Raw genomic sequence first — 13,046 nt, forward strand, 5'->3', positions numbered from 1 at the left:
CCAGGGTTTGCGACAGCAGCACGGCGCCGCTGTGGGAGAGCCGCTCCAGCACCTCGCCGCTGGTGTCCGCGGGGCGCAACGCCTCGGTCAGGGTGCCGTACACCGGGCCCGTGTCCAGCCCCTTCTCCAGTTGGAAGGTGGAGGCGCCGACGACGTCGTCGCCGTTGATGATGGCGTGCTGCACCGGCGCGGCGCCGCGCCACGCGGGCAGGAGTGAGAAGTGCAGGTTGATCCAGCCGTGTTCGGGGATGCCGAGCGCGGCTTCCGGGACGAGGCCGCCGTAGGCCACGATGGCCGCCACATCCGGGGCGGCGGCCCGGATGGCATCCGCCGCGGCCTCGTCGATCCGGTTGGCCCGGATCACCGGCACGCCGAGTTCCGCGGCGCGGGCCGCTACCGGCGAGGGAGTCAGGACCCGTTTACGCCCTACCGTCGCGTCCTCCCGGGTGAGCACGGCCACAACCTCGAAGCCATCCTCGACGAGCCGGTCGAGGGAGGGCACAGCCACGCCGGGAGTGCCGGTGAAGAGGACCCGCAAGCGCCTGCCGCCGTCGGTCATGCCAGCGGCTGCCCGAAGGAACCGGTGCCCGCCGCGGCCGGCCCGCGGCTGAAGCCGGAGCCGACGTGCGCCGCGCGCTGGGCCTGGGTCTCGCCGGCCACACCGTTGTATCCGGCGTTGCGGATGGAGCGCAGCGCGTTCTTCCGGTTCTCCCCGGTGAGATGGTCGATGTAGAGGATTCCGTCCAGGTGGTCGGCCTCATGCTGGAAACAGCGGGCCAGCATCCCTTCGCCCTCGTACTCCACCGGGTTGCCGTGCATGTCCTGGCCGGTCACTCGCGTCCAGCGGCGCCGGCGCACCGGGTAGCCGAGCGCGGGGATCGACAGGCATCCTTCGGCGACGTCGTCCTGGAAGTCGTCGCTGAGCTCGAGCACCGGGTTGACCACGTGGCCGCGCCGGCCGTCCACGCGGAAGGTGAAGACGCGCAGGCTCACGCCAACCTGCGGGGCGGCCAGCCCGGCGCCGTCGACGTCCTCCATGGTTTCGTCCATGTCCGCCACCAGCTTGGCCAGCTCCGGCCCGAATACGGTGACCGTTTCCGCCTTGGTCCGCAGCACGGGGTCGCCGATAATCCGGATACTCAGGATCGCCATGTAGTTCTTGTCCTCACTGTTGCCGCTTCAGTACGCTGCCGATGGGTTCCGGTCCAGTTTAGTGGGCCTGCTGGACCGCCTGCAGGGCGGCCGCAGGGGGCGGCGCGATCGGCAGCAGCGCCCGGCCCGCCTCGGCTACCTGCAGATGCGTCTCCCACGCCCGGCGCAGCGAGCAGAAGCGGTACCAGTGCCATCGAAGCACCTCGGGATTGGCGCGCATCGGCCGGACTTCCGTCTCACCGATCGCCACGCCCAGCAGGAGCGGATCATCACCGTGCGCCCACGGCTCCCAGCTCCCGGTCGCGGCGTCGACCAGCGACTCCTGTGCCTTCATGCCGGCCACCAACTGCATGACCACCTTGTCATTGAGCGCCTTGACCTGGCCGTTGCGGTCAGTGCCCTTGGTCTTGAAGTCAATCAGGCAGGTGCGCCCCGCGATCCGGGCCACGAGATCCAGCGTGCCGGCGTATCCCACTTCCTGGTTCCAGACAGTGATCTCCGGGGCAATCGGCTCCACCCCGTAGAGCTGCCACCATTCGTCGAACCTGGCGGCGAAAGCTTCTTCGCCGTTGGCCTTGAGCGCCTCCCGGGCACCCGCAACGTCGTGCTCCCTGTCCAGCGCCCGGAGTGCCACCTGTTCGCAGTACCCGTGGACGCGGTCTCCGCGCAGCGCGGCGGCATCCCGGTAGCGGTCGGCGGCCAGGGTCGCTTCCTTCGCCAGCGACCTAAGCCGTCCCGGGTCTCCGGCGGCTTCGGCCAGCCTGGCATCGGAGGCCAGGGAGGTGGCTGCCATGTGGGCGAACCAACCGTCCAGCGTGGTCGGCTCCTGCGCGATCACGGTGGTGATGGAGGGAACCGACGGCGGCTCCGAGGTGGAGCGCGCGTACATGCGGCCGTTGGCGGTGGCATGCGCAAGAAGTGGTGCAGTCATAAGGAAATCTTCTCAGGTTCCACTGACCGTTCCGGTCCGCAATGCACAGCGCCGGCGCGACGGCGGCCGGCCCGCGCCGTTAACGAAAACATCCCCGGCCAGGAGATGCTGCCTGGCCGGGGATGTTTTCCGTGGTGGGCGATACTGGGTTCGAACCAGTGACCTCTTCGGTGTGAACGAAGCGCGCTACCACTGCGCCAATCGCCCGGGTTTGCTGAGGATGCGCCGGCGCTTCCTGCAACGTCTAGAAATGCTAGCCCACGGAGGCGCTGAAACAAAAATCACCCGGCCACGGCGCCTGGGCAGTTGTTGCAGGTGTGGTTTTTGGGGCGCGCGAGGAACGGTGCTGCGGGTGGGCCGCGGAACGGTTCGGCCGGTCCGCCGCCGAGCCCATCGCCTCCGTGCCCGGTCGGCCTCGTCGTTTCACCCGCCACAGCGTCGATTGGACGAAGCGGGAATCGTCCTATAGAGTTTTTACTCGTTGGAAATCACAGCGACGCCGCGAGCCGTTCGATGAAGGATCGCGGAAAAAGTGATGGAAAACTTTTGCGGACGTAGCTCAGCTGGCTAGAGCACCACCTTGCCAAGGTGGATGTCGCGGGTTCGAATCCCGTCGTCCGCTCGCAAGTCACTGTAACGTGCCAGCGTCGCTGGCCGGTCCTAGCGCAACTGCGAATAGGCACGGTGGGGTGGCCGAGAGGCGAGGCAGCGGCCTGCAAAGCCGTATACGCGGGTTCGAATCCCGTCCCCACCTCGTTTGCGGCGACACAGCAAACATCTCGTGAGAGATCACGGGCGATTGGCGCAGCGGTAGCGCGCTTCCCTGACACGGAAGAGGTCACTGGTTCGATCCCAGTATCGCCCACTGGAACGCAGTCCGGAGTGATCCGGAAACCGTTTCGCGCGGACGTAGCTCAGCTGGCTAGAGCACCACCTTGCCAAGGTGGATGTCGCGGGTTCGAATCCCGTCGTCCGCTCTCTTTTTCAGCGTTTTCTCCAGCGGCCCGCCTCGGGCACACCGGGCGATTGGCGCAGCGGTAGCGCGCTTCCCTGACACGGAAGAGGTCACTGGTTCGATCCCAGTATCGCCCACCATTCCACGGCTCCCCCGGCGGGAGCCTTTCTTGTTTAAGCCGGTTAAGCCGTTGAGCGCGCGGCGCGGTGCCTACGATGGACGCGCAGGGGCGAAAGGCCCCCCGTCGGAAAGGAGGTGACCGTGTCTGTATTTGACGAGCTCAAGGGCAAGGCCGGAGGACTCAAGGACAAGGCAGCCGGTCTCGTGGGAGAACACTCTGGCATGATCAAGGGTGCCGTCGGCAGCGCCGGTGACTACATCGACGCCAAGACCGGCGGTAAGTATTCCAAGCAGGTAGGCGGCCTGCAGGCCAAGGCATCCGGTTTCGTCGACGCGTTCGGCAACCGGGACGGCGGGGCGCCATCCGAGGGGAACACTCCGTCCACCTAGTCCAGGGCACGCCAAGGAGGGTGCCGGATTGCCGGGAGGCGGGGCCGGCACCCTTTGTCGTGAGGCCGCTTATTCGCCGCGCGCCTTGCGATCTGGCGGATCCGTCAGGGTCCGCTGTAGGCGCTGGCACTCCTTCGAGTCTGGGGATTGCTCGACCCAGTGAAACACCCTGCCGCAAGGCTCGACATCGGAACCGGCCCTAACTCGGTGAGGGGCATCGCAGTGCGTACCTTGTTCCTGTTCAACGCCATGCTCAGGCTCCGGGTTGATCAACACCGCTTCGAAAACCTGCGCCAGGATTTCGCCGACGACGTAGCGCAATAGCCATGAGTTCGGACAGAGAAGGACGGGCGTCAGCCCGTCCCATTCCTGCGCCGCCTGCTCGGCAAACGATAGCTAACCGGGTGGGAGCCTGGAGGCCAAGGCGCGAGTGTAGCTCTCGGGATCGTTATGGGTCTGCGCCGAGACGACGAGATGCCTTGGGCTGATGCGCTTGGCGTAGTCCCCCTGATAAGGCATGACCAGGACGGTGTCTAAGCCTGTTTTCCAAGCGGCAATCAGAGCCGGCAGACAGCGGCGTTCGGGGTGTAGTTCAAGAGGGAGCATGTGGTTGAGCTGCAGCTGGATTTGCCAGTGGTTGAAGGCGTCGATGTCCACGCCATCCCAGCCGTATTCGGTTGTCCAGCCCGGAGGGAAGGCCACGTGCATCTCCTGATCGGCGCGGATTTCCGGCGTTGGATGCTGGTCCCCCGTGTCGTACCAGGCCCAGGCTCGTTCCCAAGCCTGCTGCCAACGGGCGCCCCACTCAGTCCTGTCTGCAGTGGCAGGCGGCCGCGAGGCGCCGGGCTTCGGTGCCGGGTTCAACTCCGGAATGTTGACATCCGGGGCAATGTTCCAAGCGCTACGGATGAAGAGCAGGAGCGATAAGTGGTTCGGCGCGTCTTTCACAGAGATGACCATGTCCTGCGGCCAGGGGTTATCTGGCAGGGGCTGATTGGATCTCATGAATTCCCTTTCGAGATTTTGATTCCTCGTCCGCTCCAGCTCGGGTCAGGTTAGTGTCCCACGATAGGACCGGCACAGAACCGCCCAGAGCCTTCTGCACCTACTTCTCACCAAGCTCCAGATACGGAGAAGGACGGGCGTCAGCCCGTCCCGTTCCTGCGCCGGCTGTTGAGAAGCCGGCCCTAGTCTTGGTTGGCAACCGCCGGCGGCTCCACATCCTCTGTCCGCAGGAAATCCACTGCCTCGGCCCAGGCCCTAGTCATCTGGCCGCATCAACATGAATATGCTTCGCAACGTCCCACCCTTCCTCTCCATGCTGTTCCGCCGCTACCGTGACGCAGACCGTTGTACATCACAACAAGGGGCGGTCATGCATGCGATAGCCAAACTGACGACTGGGGTTGTCGTACTGCTGGCGTTGTCCGGCTGTGGAAGTTCAACATCCGGAGGAACCGCCGTCCAAGAACCAGCCGGCACGGCAGGGGTGAACGATCCCGACGCGCAGATGCATCCCGAACTGCTCGAAGTCTCGCCTTCGCCTGCCAAACCGGGGCAAACCATCAAGGTCCGATTCCCCGAGGGAACTTCCCGGGGAATCCCCTGGGTTCTGGAAGAACAGGACGGCAACAGCTGGCATGTCCGCTACTGCCTCATGGCCTCGACCGATGATGACGGCGGCTCTAGTTCCCCAACATGGTGGCCTGCGAACGACCCCAAGGGCCAAACCTGGCCGGATATTGGCGTCGAGGGACCTGGCCCAGACACCCTCATCATTCCGGACAGCATTCGCCCTGGAACGTATCGGCTGTGCACGGCCAACAGCATGCAGAACATCTGCACCATGCTTGGCATCACGGAGTAGGGGCGCCCAGTCTTGGCCATTCGGCGGGGTCGCGTAGTGCCACCGGAGCGACCCTCCTGATGCTTCCGAGCATTCCCGGCCCGATCACCTGACCAATCACCTTGGCCTCACTGCTCACCTGAACGGGGTGGGGGAACGTATCGGGCAGATGATGGTGTTGAACACCGCGTCGGTCGCGTCGGTTGCCCGGTCGTATCGTCATCAGGCGCAGGGCATTACTCCTTCACAGTGGCGGCATGTGCGCGCCCGGCTGCGGGAGCTACACCGCGGGTTCGCCGGCCTGACCCTCGCGGGCCAGCGCGGTCAGGCGGGATACCGCCCGGAAATACTTCTTCATGTAGCCGCCGGACATCATTTCCGGGGTGAAAAGCTCATCGAACGGCACGCCGCTGGCGATGATCGGCACGTCCTTGTCGTAAAGCCGGTCGGCCAGCACCACGAACCGCAGGGCCACTGCCTGCTCGGTGATCGTGTGCACGTTATGCCAGGCGACCGCATCCACGCCGTCGAGAAACTGCTTGTACCGGCTGGGGTGCACCCCGGCCAGGTGGTTGACGAGATCGGAGAATTCGTCGGCCGCCACCACCTTGCCATCGAAACCATGCAACCGCCGCTTGAGTTCGTGGTCGTTGAGCGGCTGGGGGGCTGCCGGCAGCCCGCGGTGCCGGTAATCCTCGCCGTCCACCCGGATGACCTCAAACTGGTCGGACAGCACCTGGATCTCGCGTTGGAAATCGACGGCGGCAAAGCGTCCCTCCCCCAGCGAGCCCGGCAGGGTGTTTGAGGTTGCCGCAAGCCTGACTCCGGCGTCGGCCAGCTCGCGCATCAGCCGCGACATCAGCACCGTGTCGCCGGGATCATCCAGTTCAAACTCGTCGATGCACACCAGGCGGTAGCTGCTGAGCGCTTCCACGGTTTTGCGGAACGACAACGCGCCTACCAGGTTGGTGTACTCCACAAAGGTGCCGAACGCCTTCGGGCCGTCGACGGCGTGCCACAGCGACGCGAGCAGGTGGGTCTTGCCGACGCCGAACCCGCCGTCCAGATAGATGCCGGATTGACCCTCCGGTTTGCCGCCGCCGAACAGCTTCCTGAAGCCCTTGGGCTTGGGCCGGTCGACCACGGCGGCAAAACGCTGCAGCGCCCTCACGGCCTCGCTCTGGGAGGGCTGGGCCGGGTCCGGGCGGTAGCTGGCGAAGGACACCTCGCCGAAGCGCGGCGACGGGTGCAGGCCCGCCAGCAGTTCGTCCACGGACACCTTCGGCGTCCGGCGTGAAAGCTGTTCAATCTGGGGCACGTAGGCTAACCGCTGCCTTCCTGACATGGGCTCGGAGAATGCACAGCGGCCGGAATGCCGCCAGCAAAACGATACGCTACCCCGCCCGCCGGCGGCAGTCGGTGTAAGCCAAGCCACAGCCGGGCCGGCGGGTCCCGGTGCTCCGGCCGGGCCGCCGGTGCTCCGGCAGGGGGACCCGGCGCTCCCCCGGGCCGCGATGTGACGCCGGGTGAGGCCCCGGAAGCTTTTGCCTGCTCCGGTGGTTAGGCTAAACAGAAGTCCCCCGGCCGTTATGCACGGCCGTCTGCACGCTATGGAACGCTGCACGTCAAGGAAAGGTTTGCCAATGCCCATTGCCGCCGAGCACAACGAGAAGTTTGCCGCCTACGCCAACCCCGAGCGCCTGGTCTCCACGCAGTGGCTGGCTGAGAACCTGGGCGCGGACGGGCTGGTGGTCGTGGAGTCCGACGAAGACATCCTGCTGTACGAGACCGGCCACATTCCGGGCGCGGTGAAGATCGACTGGCACACCGACCTGAATGATCCCGACACCCGCGACTATGTGGACGGCGAGGGCTTCGCCGCGCTGCTCGGCGCCAAGGGCATCAGCCGCGACACCACCGTGGTGCTCTACGGGGACAAGAGCAACTGGTGGGCGGCCTACGCGCTCTGGGTATTCACCCTGTTTGGCCATGAAGACGTGCGGTTGTTGGACGGCGGCCGTGACAAGTGGATCGCGGAGGGCAGGGAACTGACCACCGAGGTGCCGCGGCCCCAGGCGGTTGACTACCCCGTCGTCGAGCGCGACGACGCACCCATCCGGGCCTTCCTCACCGACGTGCTGGACCACTTCGGCAAGCCGCTGGTGGACGTCCGCTCTCCGGAGGAATACACCGGCGTGCGCACCACCATGCCCGCCTACCCCGAGGAAGGCGCCCTGCGCGGGGGCCACATTCCGACGGCGGCGTCCGTGCCGTGGGCGCGGGCGGCGGCCGACGACGGGACGTTCCGGTCGCGCGAAGAGCTCGAGGCCATTTACCTGGACGAGGCCGGGCTGAAGCCGGGCGACGACGTGGTGGCGTACTGCCGCATCGGCGAACGGTCCAGCCACACGTGGTTCGTGCTCAAGTACCTGCTGGGGTTCGACACGGTCCGCAACTACGACGGCTCGTGGACCGAATGGGGCAATGCCGTGCGCGTGCCGATCGTCAGGGGCGCTGAGCCCGGCGGGGTCCCCGCCTCGGCCCGCTGAGGAATAGCCGGCCGGCACACGACGTTAACGATGCCGAGCACGAAACCGCAAGAGAGAGCGCAAGTACCCTGATGACGGCGACTGAGCAGACGATTCCCGAACCGCTGGCAGAAATTATCGACGACTTCCAGGCGGTCACCGAGGCCGAGCGGCTGCAGCTGCTGCTGGAGTTCTCCCGGGAGCTTCCCGAGCTGCCCGAACGCTTCGCCGGGCATCCGGAACTGTTGGAGCAGGTGGTGGAATGCCAGTCGCCGCTCTTCCTGACGCTGGAGCTGGGCGATGACCCGGACCAGGACGTGCAGATCTACTTTTCGGCTCCGCCGGAAGCCCCCACCACGCGCGGCTTCGCGTCCGTGCTGCACGAGGGGCTCAACGGGCTGCCGGCGCAGCAGATCCTGGCCGTTCCCGACGATATCGCCGAGCACCTGGGCCTGACCCGCGCCATCACCCCGCTGCGGATCCGCGGCATGTCCTCCATGCTGTACCGCATCAAGCGCCTGATCACCGAGGCACGGCAACTGCGCGCCGCCTCGGCCTGACCGTGGCCAGGCACAAGCCATCCGCCGGGACCCCCGCCACCACGCTGCTGCAGCGGGCGGGGGTTCCGCATGTGTTGCACGCCTATGCCCACGACCCCGCGGCGCCCAGCTTCGGCCTCGAGGCCGCGGAGGCGCTGGGGATGGATCCCGCCCGCGTGTTCAAGACCCTGATGGCCGTCGTGGACGAATCGCTGGCGGTCGCCGTCGTGCCCGTCAGTTCCAGCCTGGATCTGAAGAAACTCGCCGCGTCGTTGGGCGGAAAGCGCGCGGCCATGGCAGACCCGCAGGTGGCCCAACGGCGCACCGGGTATGTGCTGGGCGGGATATCGCCGCTGGGCCAGAAACACGCCAGTCCCACGGTGCTGGATTCCACCGCCCGGGACTTCGGCGCCATTTTGGTCTCGGGCGGCCGCCGGGGGCTGGATATCGAGATCGCCCCGGCGGACCTGGCCGCGCTGACAGGCGCGACCTTCGCCCCGCTGAAGGCCGGTTAGGACTCTAGCCGACCGGACGGGGCGCGTCCTTCGCCCCGCAAAAAACCCTTTGAGGCTTTAGCCGACAGGACGGAGCACCCGGCTCAACCAGGACGTGACGACGCGCTCCCAACGTTCCGGGTCCACGTTCCATTCGCGGGTGTGGCCGGCCCCGCTGAAGGGCTCGAACGTGACCAGCGGGTTCTTCTCGGCCAGCGCCGCCGACGGGCCGTGCGGCACGAAATCGTCGTCCTCGCTGTGCACGATCAGCGTCGGCACATGCAGCTCGTCGGCCCGGGCCACCCAGTTCATCATCTTCAAATCCAGCGGGGCGGCGAGGCCGGTCAGCAGCCGGCCGGCCTTGTTCGAGATCAGCCACTGCGAGAACTGCCCCACGGCATCCGGAATCCGGTTCAGCTTCGCTTGGTGGGCCAGCACGTCGGTCCAGTCGATCACCGGGGCGTCCAGCACCAACGCGCGGATCCGGCTCCGGTAGCGGGACTGGTCCGCGGCCTGCAGGCTGATCGCCCCGCCCATCGACCAGCCGAACAGCACCACATCCTCCGCCCCGTTCGCCAGCGCGAACCCGATCGCCGCCTCGACGTCGCGCCATTCGGTCATCCCCAGCCCGTAGCGGCGGTCCGGGGCGGAGGGGGCTTCGCCGTCGTTCCGGTAGGAGATCAGCAGCGACGCCATGCCCAGCCCGCGGACCGACCGGACGGCGCGGATCCCCTCCGCCCTGGACGCCCCGCGGCCGTGCACCATGATGGCCCAGGTTTTCGCCTCAGCCTCGGCGCGGACCAGCCAGGCCGGCGCGATGCCGCCTTCCACCTCGATCTGCACTTCCTCATTCGCCAGCCCGACGGCGGCCGGGTCCGGGTAGGCCGCACCGCCCCACCAGCCGCGCGTGGCGGCGGCGAGGTCGCCGGCATACACCTGCTCGACCCTGCGCTGGACCGTGCCTTCCCGCGGCGAGTAGGACGTCACCTCACCCACCCGCGCCACCGAGCGTCCGCCGTCGAAATAGACGCTGTAGACGCCCGGCGCCGTGGTGTCCAGGGTGGCCGGCAGGATGATTTCCTGCTCCACGCCGGTTCCGACGACGGCCAGGATTTCCAGGTCCTGGACGTGCTCGCGGACCGGGGTGAGCACCTGGCGGGCGAAATAGGAGGCCAGGCCCGAGGTCGCTCCGGCCAGGACCGATCCGGCTCCCGCCCCCGCCAAGGCACCGAGCAGCAGCCAGCGGGCACGGGGCGGCTGTCCGTCGCCGGCGGAGGTGTTCCGGCCGGACCGGTCTGAGCGTTCGAACACAGCCATGGGTCCATTCTTGCCGGTGCCGGTGCCGACCGCTAACCGGCGCGGCCGTCGGCGCGCCGCATTGTTGTCCCCCGCTTGTGCTGCTGATTAGGCTGGGCGCATGACCGAAACCATCGTCGTGCTGACCGAGGAACCGCTCAACGACGCCGACCTGCAGAATTTCGGCTGGCTGGCCGGCGAGCAGACCGCCGCCGGGCAGACCACCTTCCGGGTGCTGATTCCCGAGGACACCAAGCGGAACCTGCTGCTCGATTTCGTCGAGCGGCTGAGCATGCTGGAGGTCGGCACCGCGTTCCGCGAGCTGGCACACGGCCAGCCGACTCCGGAGGAGGCCCGGCACGAGGCCGACGAAGCCAGGCGCATCTCCGCGAGGCTGCTGGCAGAAGCGGGCTTCAACGCTACGGTGGACATCGTGGAGGACGACGGCGTGTCCGCCCTGGTCAAGTACGTCGCGGAATATCCGGCAGACCGGGCAGTTGTCATCACCCGGCCGCATTCCATTTCGGATACCTTCCATACCGACTGGGCCAACCGGGCACAGGACAAGCTGGGCATTCCGGTCCTGCACCTGTACTCGGGCTCGGGATACATTGGCGACTCGTGAACGTTGGAGAGACTATGAGCAACACAGAGGCCGGACAGTTCCCGGTGACCAAGACCGACGATGAATGGCGGCAGGAGCTGAGCCCGGAGGAATACCACGTGCTCCGCGAGGCCGGCACGGAGCGCCCCTACACCGGCGAATACTGGGACACCCATACCGAGGGGGTCTACAGCTGCCGCGCCTGCGGAGCCGAATTGTTCACCAGCAAGGAGAAGTTCGACTCCCACTGCGGCTGGCCGTCCTTCTGGGCGCCGCTGGCCGAGGGCACCGTGCGCTACCTGCGGGATTCGACTATGGGGATGGAGCGGATCGAAGTCCGCTGCGCCAGCTGCGACTCGCACCTCGGCCACGTGTTCGAGGGCGAGGGCTACGGGACGCCCACGGACCAGCGCTACTGCATCAACTCGGTGTCCCTGACGCTGAAGGACACGCAGTAGCTTTTCGTACCGCGCCTCCCCCCGCGCCTGAGGCGCTTATAAGTTTCATCTGATTCAGCCCGGCCAGCACGAGCCGGGCTTAATCATTCCCGCCCGCCGCGGCGTCGAGCATTACAGTTCCTTACGTGAGGCAGCTTTTGACATAAGTAGGGCTGTTGCGTTGCTACGCTCGCTACATATTCCAACGTCAGGCGCCGGGAGAGCCGGCCCGATGGAAAGGCGAGGCGACGATGACCATCACCCCCACCCGCAGCAACCACAGTGCCGCCGTGCACGGCAATCCGGCGCAGCACCCGGCCTGGCTGCGCCTGAAGGAGGCGGCCGCCGCGCTGCGCGGACTCCAGGTCCACGACGGCTCGGTACCGGACGACGGCAACAAGCCCGCTGCCGCCGGGCACACCGACGTGATCATCGACGCCATCGGCCAGTTGGCCCCGCTGTTCGAACACGACGCCGACTACCTGGAGAAACTGGTTGTGGATTTCCGCCGCTGGCGCGACGGCGGCTTCGGCGTCCCGGACTTCCTGGACTCGCTGCTGGCGTTCCAGCCGCAGCAGCACCGGATCAACGGCCTGCGGCACCTGGTGGTCTTCCCGATGTACACGCAGAACGGCAGCAGCGACCGGCTGGTCGAAGCCGTGCTGATCGAAGTCATTTGGCCGGACTTCATCGGCGAACTGGAATCGGGCTCCTACTCCAACAAACTGTTCGTGCCCATCCGCTTCCTGGACTTCACGGCCGGCTACGACACCAACTCGGCCGTGCTCTTCCCGGAGACCGTGGCCGTGCGGGAAACCCCCGCCTTCACCTGGGGCGCCATCTTCGCCGACCGCGAGGCTGCCCGGTTCCGCAAAGTGGTCCGCGCCGCGGCCGACATCACCTCGCTGGACCTGCCGGAAGAAGCTGCGGCCCTGCTCGACGACCAGCAGTTGACGCAGGAAACCTTTGTCATGTGGGACCTGATCCACGACCGCACGCACATGCGCGGCGACCTGCCCTTCGATCCGTTCATGATCAAGCAGCGGATGCCTTACTTCCTGTACTCGTTGGAGGAACTGCGCTGTGACCTGACCGCCTTCCGCGAGTCGGTGCGCCTGGTCCAGGACGCCACCGCGTCCGACGAGGTCCGCAAGCACGCCAGGCTGGTGCAGTACGCGGTGATCTTCGACCGGATCTTCCGCTTCGCCATCACCGGCAACCGGGTGCGCAACTACGACGGCCTGGGCGGCCAGCTGCTGTTCGCCTGGCTGCACCAGCACCGGGTGCTGCACTGGACGGACGGCAAGCTCTCCATCGACTGGGACAACGTCGCCGATGCCGTCGTCGCCCTGGGCGGGGAGATCGAGGAGCTGTACTGGCGCTCCATCGACCGGCCCAAGGTGGCCCACTGGCTGGCCGCCTACGAGATGCTGACCAAGACGCTGACCCCGCACCCGGCCTCGGTCTGGGCCAAGGGCCCCGAGGCCCTGCCGCTGACGGGGCTGCCGCGCGAGGTCACCGACCAGGTCATGGACGACGAGTTCCCGCTGTCGATGTTCTACGAGGCCCTCTCGCGGAAGATGAAGCCGGTGATCGAATCCACCTCGGGGATCACCGGAGAGTCGGCCTGACATGGCGGCCGCCGAACACCAGGGCACCGGCGACGGGCCACCGGATGCCGGCCGGTTGCTGGCACTCTCGCACGCGTTCCTGTGGCGCGCGCTGACCGGCTGAGCCCTTCGCGGTTTTGCTCT

At 66.8% G+C, this 13,046-nt stretch carries 14 protein-coding genes and 6 tRNA genes; 13 read left to right on the top strand and 7 right to left on the bottom strand.

What is annotated here, in order from left to right; all coding sequences use genetic code 11:
* The 4 genes from AC5RV2_RS08610 to AC5RV2_RS08625 form a co-directional block, all read right to left on the bottom strand.
* On the bottom strand, positions 1-538 hold a 538-nt coding region (locus tag AC5RV2_RS08610; RefSeq protein ID WP_494092024.1), incomplete at its 3' end, for a methionyl-tRNA formyltransferase.
* Between the two features lie 17 nt (positions 539-555).
* Positions 556-1,152, bottom strand: coding sequence for a peptide deformylase (gene def, locus AC5RV2_RS08615; RefSeq protein WP_494013875.1), 597 nt, complete (start codon positions 1,150-1,152; stop codon positions 556-558).
* Positions 1,153-1,210: 58 nt separating this feature from the next.
* Positions 1,211-2,083, bottom strand: a complete 873-nt coding sequence (locus AC5RV2_RS08620; protein WP_494067700.1) for a cytochrome — start codon at positions 2,081-2,083, stop codon at positions 1,211-1,213.
* Positions 2,084-2,215: 132 nt separating this feature from the next.
* A tRNA-Val gene (locus AC5RV2_RS08625) sits at positions 2,216-2,290 on the bottom strand.
* A 341-nt stretch (positions 2,291-2,631) separates the two neighbouring features.
* Here AC5RV2_RS08625 and AC5RV2_RS08630 point away from each other — a divergent pair.
* From AC5RV2_RS08630 to AC5RV2_RS08655, 6 genes are all read left to right on the top strand, one after another.
* A tRNA-Gly gene (locus AC5RV2_RS08630) sits at positions 2,632-2,705 on the top strand.
* 61 nt (positions 2,706-2,766) lie between these two features.
* Positions 2,767-2,837 (top strand) — tRNA-Cys (locus tag AC5RV2_RS08635).
* A gap of 39 nt (positions 2,838-2,876) precedes the next feature.
* A tRNA-Val gene (locus AC5RV2_RS08640) sits at positions 2,877-2,948 on the top strand.
* A 38-nt stretch (positions 2,949-2,986) separates the two neighbouring features.
* A tRNA-Gly gene (locus AC5RV2_RS08645) sits at positions 2,987-3,060 on the top strand.
* 43 nt (positions 3,061-3,103) lie between these two features.
* A tRNA-Val gene (locus tag AC5RV2_RS08650) sits at positions 3,104-3,178 on the top strand.
* Between the two features lie 121 nt (positions 3,179-3,299).
* Positions 3,300-3,548 (top strand): antitoxin, encoded by a 249-nt coding sequence (locus tag AC5RV2_RS08655; protein WP_494092015.1) that lies wholly within the window; start codon positions 3,300-3,302, stop codon positions 3,546-3,548.
* Between the two features lie 396 nt (positions 3,549-3,944).
* On the opposite strand, the gene AC5RV2_RS08660 is transcribed toward AC5RV2_RS08655, so the two are convergent.
* Positions 3,945-4,553, bottom strand: a complete 609-nt coding sequence (locus AC5RV2_RS08660) for a hypothetical protein (protein WP_494092016.1) — start codon at positions 4,551-4,553, stop codon at positions 3,945-3,947.
* A 283-nt stretch (positions 4,554-4,836) separates the two neighbouring features.
* Between AC5RV2_RS08660 and AC5RV2_RS08665 the strand changes: the two genes are divergently transcribed.
* The gene (locus AC5RV2_RS08665; RefSeq protein WP_494092017.1) at positions 4,837-5,415 is read left to right on the top strand and encodes a hypothetical protein; all 579 of its coding nucleotides are present in this window, start codon (positions 4,837-4,839) and stop codon (positions 5,413-5,415) included.
* 259 nt (positions 5,416-5,674) lie between these two features.
* On the opposite strand, the gene zapE is transcribed toward AC5RV2_RS08665, so the two are convergent.
* The gene (zapE, locus tag AC5RV2_RS08670; protein ID WP_494092018.1) at positions 5,675-6,712 is read right to left on the bottom strand and encodes a cell division protein ZapE; all 1,038 of its coding nucleotides are present in this window, start codon (positions 6,710-6,712) and stop codon (positions 5,675-5,677) included.
* A gap of 325 nt (positions 6,713-7,037) precedes the next feature.
* Between zapE and AC5RV2_RS08675 the strand changes: the two genes are divergently transcribed.
* From AC5RV2_RS08675 to ybaK, 3 genes are all read left to right on the top strand, one after another.
* The gene (locus AC5RV2_RS08675; RefSeq protein ID WP_494092019.1) at positions 7,038-7,943 is read left to right on the top strand and encodes a sulfurtransferase; all 906 of its coding nucleotides are present in this window, start codon (positions 7,038-7,040) and stop codon (positions 7,941-7,943) included.
* Between the two features lie 71 nt (positions 7,944-8,014).
* A complete protein-coding gene (locus tag AC5RV2_RS08680; RefSeq protein ID WP_494067696.1) occupies positions 8,015-8,482 on the top strand; it encodes a SufE family protein in 468 nt (155 codons plus the stop codon).
* A 2-nt stretch (positions 8,483-8,484) separates the two neighbouring features.
* Entirely contained in the window at positions 8,485-8,976 is a 492-nt protein-coding gene (gene ybaK, locus AC5RV2_RS08685) for a Cys-tRNA(Pro) deacylase (RefSeq protein ID WP_494092020.1), read from the top strand.
* Positions 8,977-9,033: 57 nt separating this feature from the next.
* Here the strand turns inward: ybaK and AC5RV2_RS08690 are convergent, their stop codons facing one another.
* Positions 9,034-10,272, bottom strand: coding sequence for an alpha/beta hydrolase family protein (locus AC5RV2_RS08690; RefSeq protein WP_494092021.1), 1,239 nt, complete (start codon positions 10,270-10,272; stop codon positions 9,034-9,036).
* Between the two features lie 100 nt (positions 10,273-10,372).
* Here AC5RV2_RS08690 and AC5RV2_RS08695 point away from each other — a divergent pair, with 100 nt between their 5' ends.
* The 3 genes from AC5RV2_RS08695 (at position 10,373) to AC5RV2_RS08705 (ending at position 12,923) form a co-directional block, all read left to right on the top strand.
* The gene (locus tag AC5RV2_RS08695) at positions 10,373-10,876 is read left to right on the top strand and encodes a hypothetical protein (RefSeq protein WP_494092022.1); all 504 of its coding nucleotides are present in this window, start codon (positions 10,373-10,375) and stop codon (positions 10,874-10,876) included.
* 14 nt (positions 10,877-10,890) lie between these two features.
* A complete protein-coding gene (msrB, locus tag AC5RV2_RS08700) occupies positions 10,891-11,313 on the top strand; it encodes a peptide-methionine (R)-S-oxide reductase MsrB (RefSeq protein ID WP_494013865.1) in 423 nt (140 codons plus the stop codon).
* A gap of 230 nt (positions 11,314-11,543) precedes the next feature.
* Positions 11,544-12,923 carry a DUF6421 family protein gene (locus tag AC5RV2_RS08705; protein WP_494092023.1) on the top strand — a complete coding sequence of 460 codons (1,380 nt, stop codon included), beginning with the start codon at positions 11,544-11,546 and terminating at the stop codon, positions 12,921-12,923.
* Positions 12,924-13,046: the final 123 nt, after the last annotated feature.

The sequence above is a fragment of the Arthrobacter sp. Y3225116 genome, assembly GCF_059091245.1.

What these genes read in the sequence shown, in the direction of transcription:
- def (WP_494013875.1), bottom strand. Translation starts at nt 1,152, where the DNA reads ATGGCGATCCTGAGTATCCGGATTATCGGCGACCCCGTGCTGCGGACC.
- AC5RV2_RS08620 (WP_494067700.1), bottom strand. Translation starts at nt 2,083, where the DNA reads ATGACTGCACCACTTCTTGCGCATGCCACCGCCAACGGCCGCATGTAC.
- AC5RV2_RS08660 (WP_494092016.1), bottom strand. Translation starts at nt 4,553, where the DNA reads ATGAGATCCAATCAGCCCCTGCCAGATAACCCCTGGCCGCAGGACATG.
- AC5RV2_RS08665 (WP_494092017.1), top strand. Translation starts at nt 4,837, where the DNA reads ATGCTTCGCAACGTCCCACCCTTCCTCTCCATGCTGTTCCGCCGCTAC.
- AC5RV2_RS08675 (WP_494092019.1), top strand. Translation starts at nt 7,038, where the DNA reads ATGCCCATTGCCGCCGAGCACAACGAGAAGTTTGCCGCCTACGCCAAC.
- AC5RV2_RS08680 (WP_494067696.1), top strand. Translation starts at nt 8,015, where the DNA reads ATGACGGCGACTGAGCAGACGATTCCCGAACCGCTGGCAGAAATTATC.
- AC5RV2_RS08690 (WP_494092021.1), bottom strand. Translation starts at nt 10,272, where the DNA reads ATGGCTGTGTTCGAACGCTCAGACCGGTCCGGCCGGAACACCTCCGCC.
- AC5RV2_RS08695 (WP_494092022.1), top strand. Translation starts at nt 10,373, where the DNA reads ATGACCGAAACCATCGTCGTGCTGACCGAGGAACCGCTCAACGACGCC.
- msrB (WP_494013865.1), top strand. Translation starts at nt 10,891, where the DNA reads ATGAGCAACACAGAGGCCGGACAGTTCCCGGTGACCAAGACCGACGAT.
- AC5RV2_RS08705 (WP_494092023.1), top strand. Translation starts at nt 11,544, where the DNA reads ATGACCATCACCCCCACCCGCAGCAACCACAGTGCCGCCGTGCACGGC.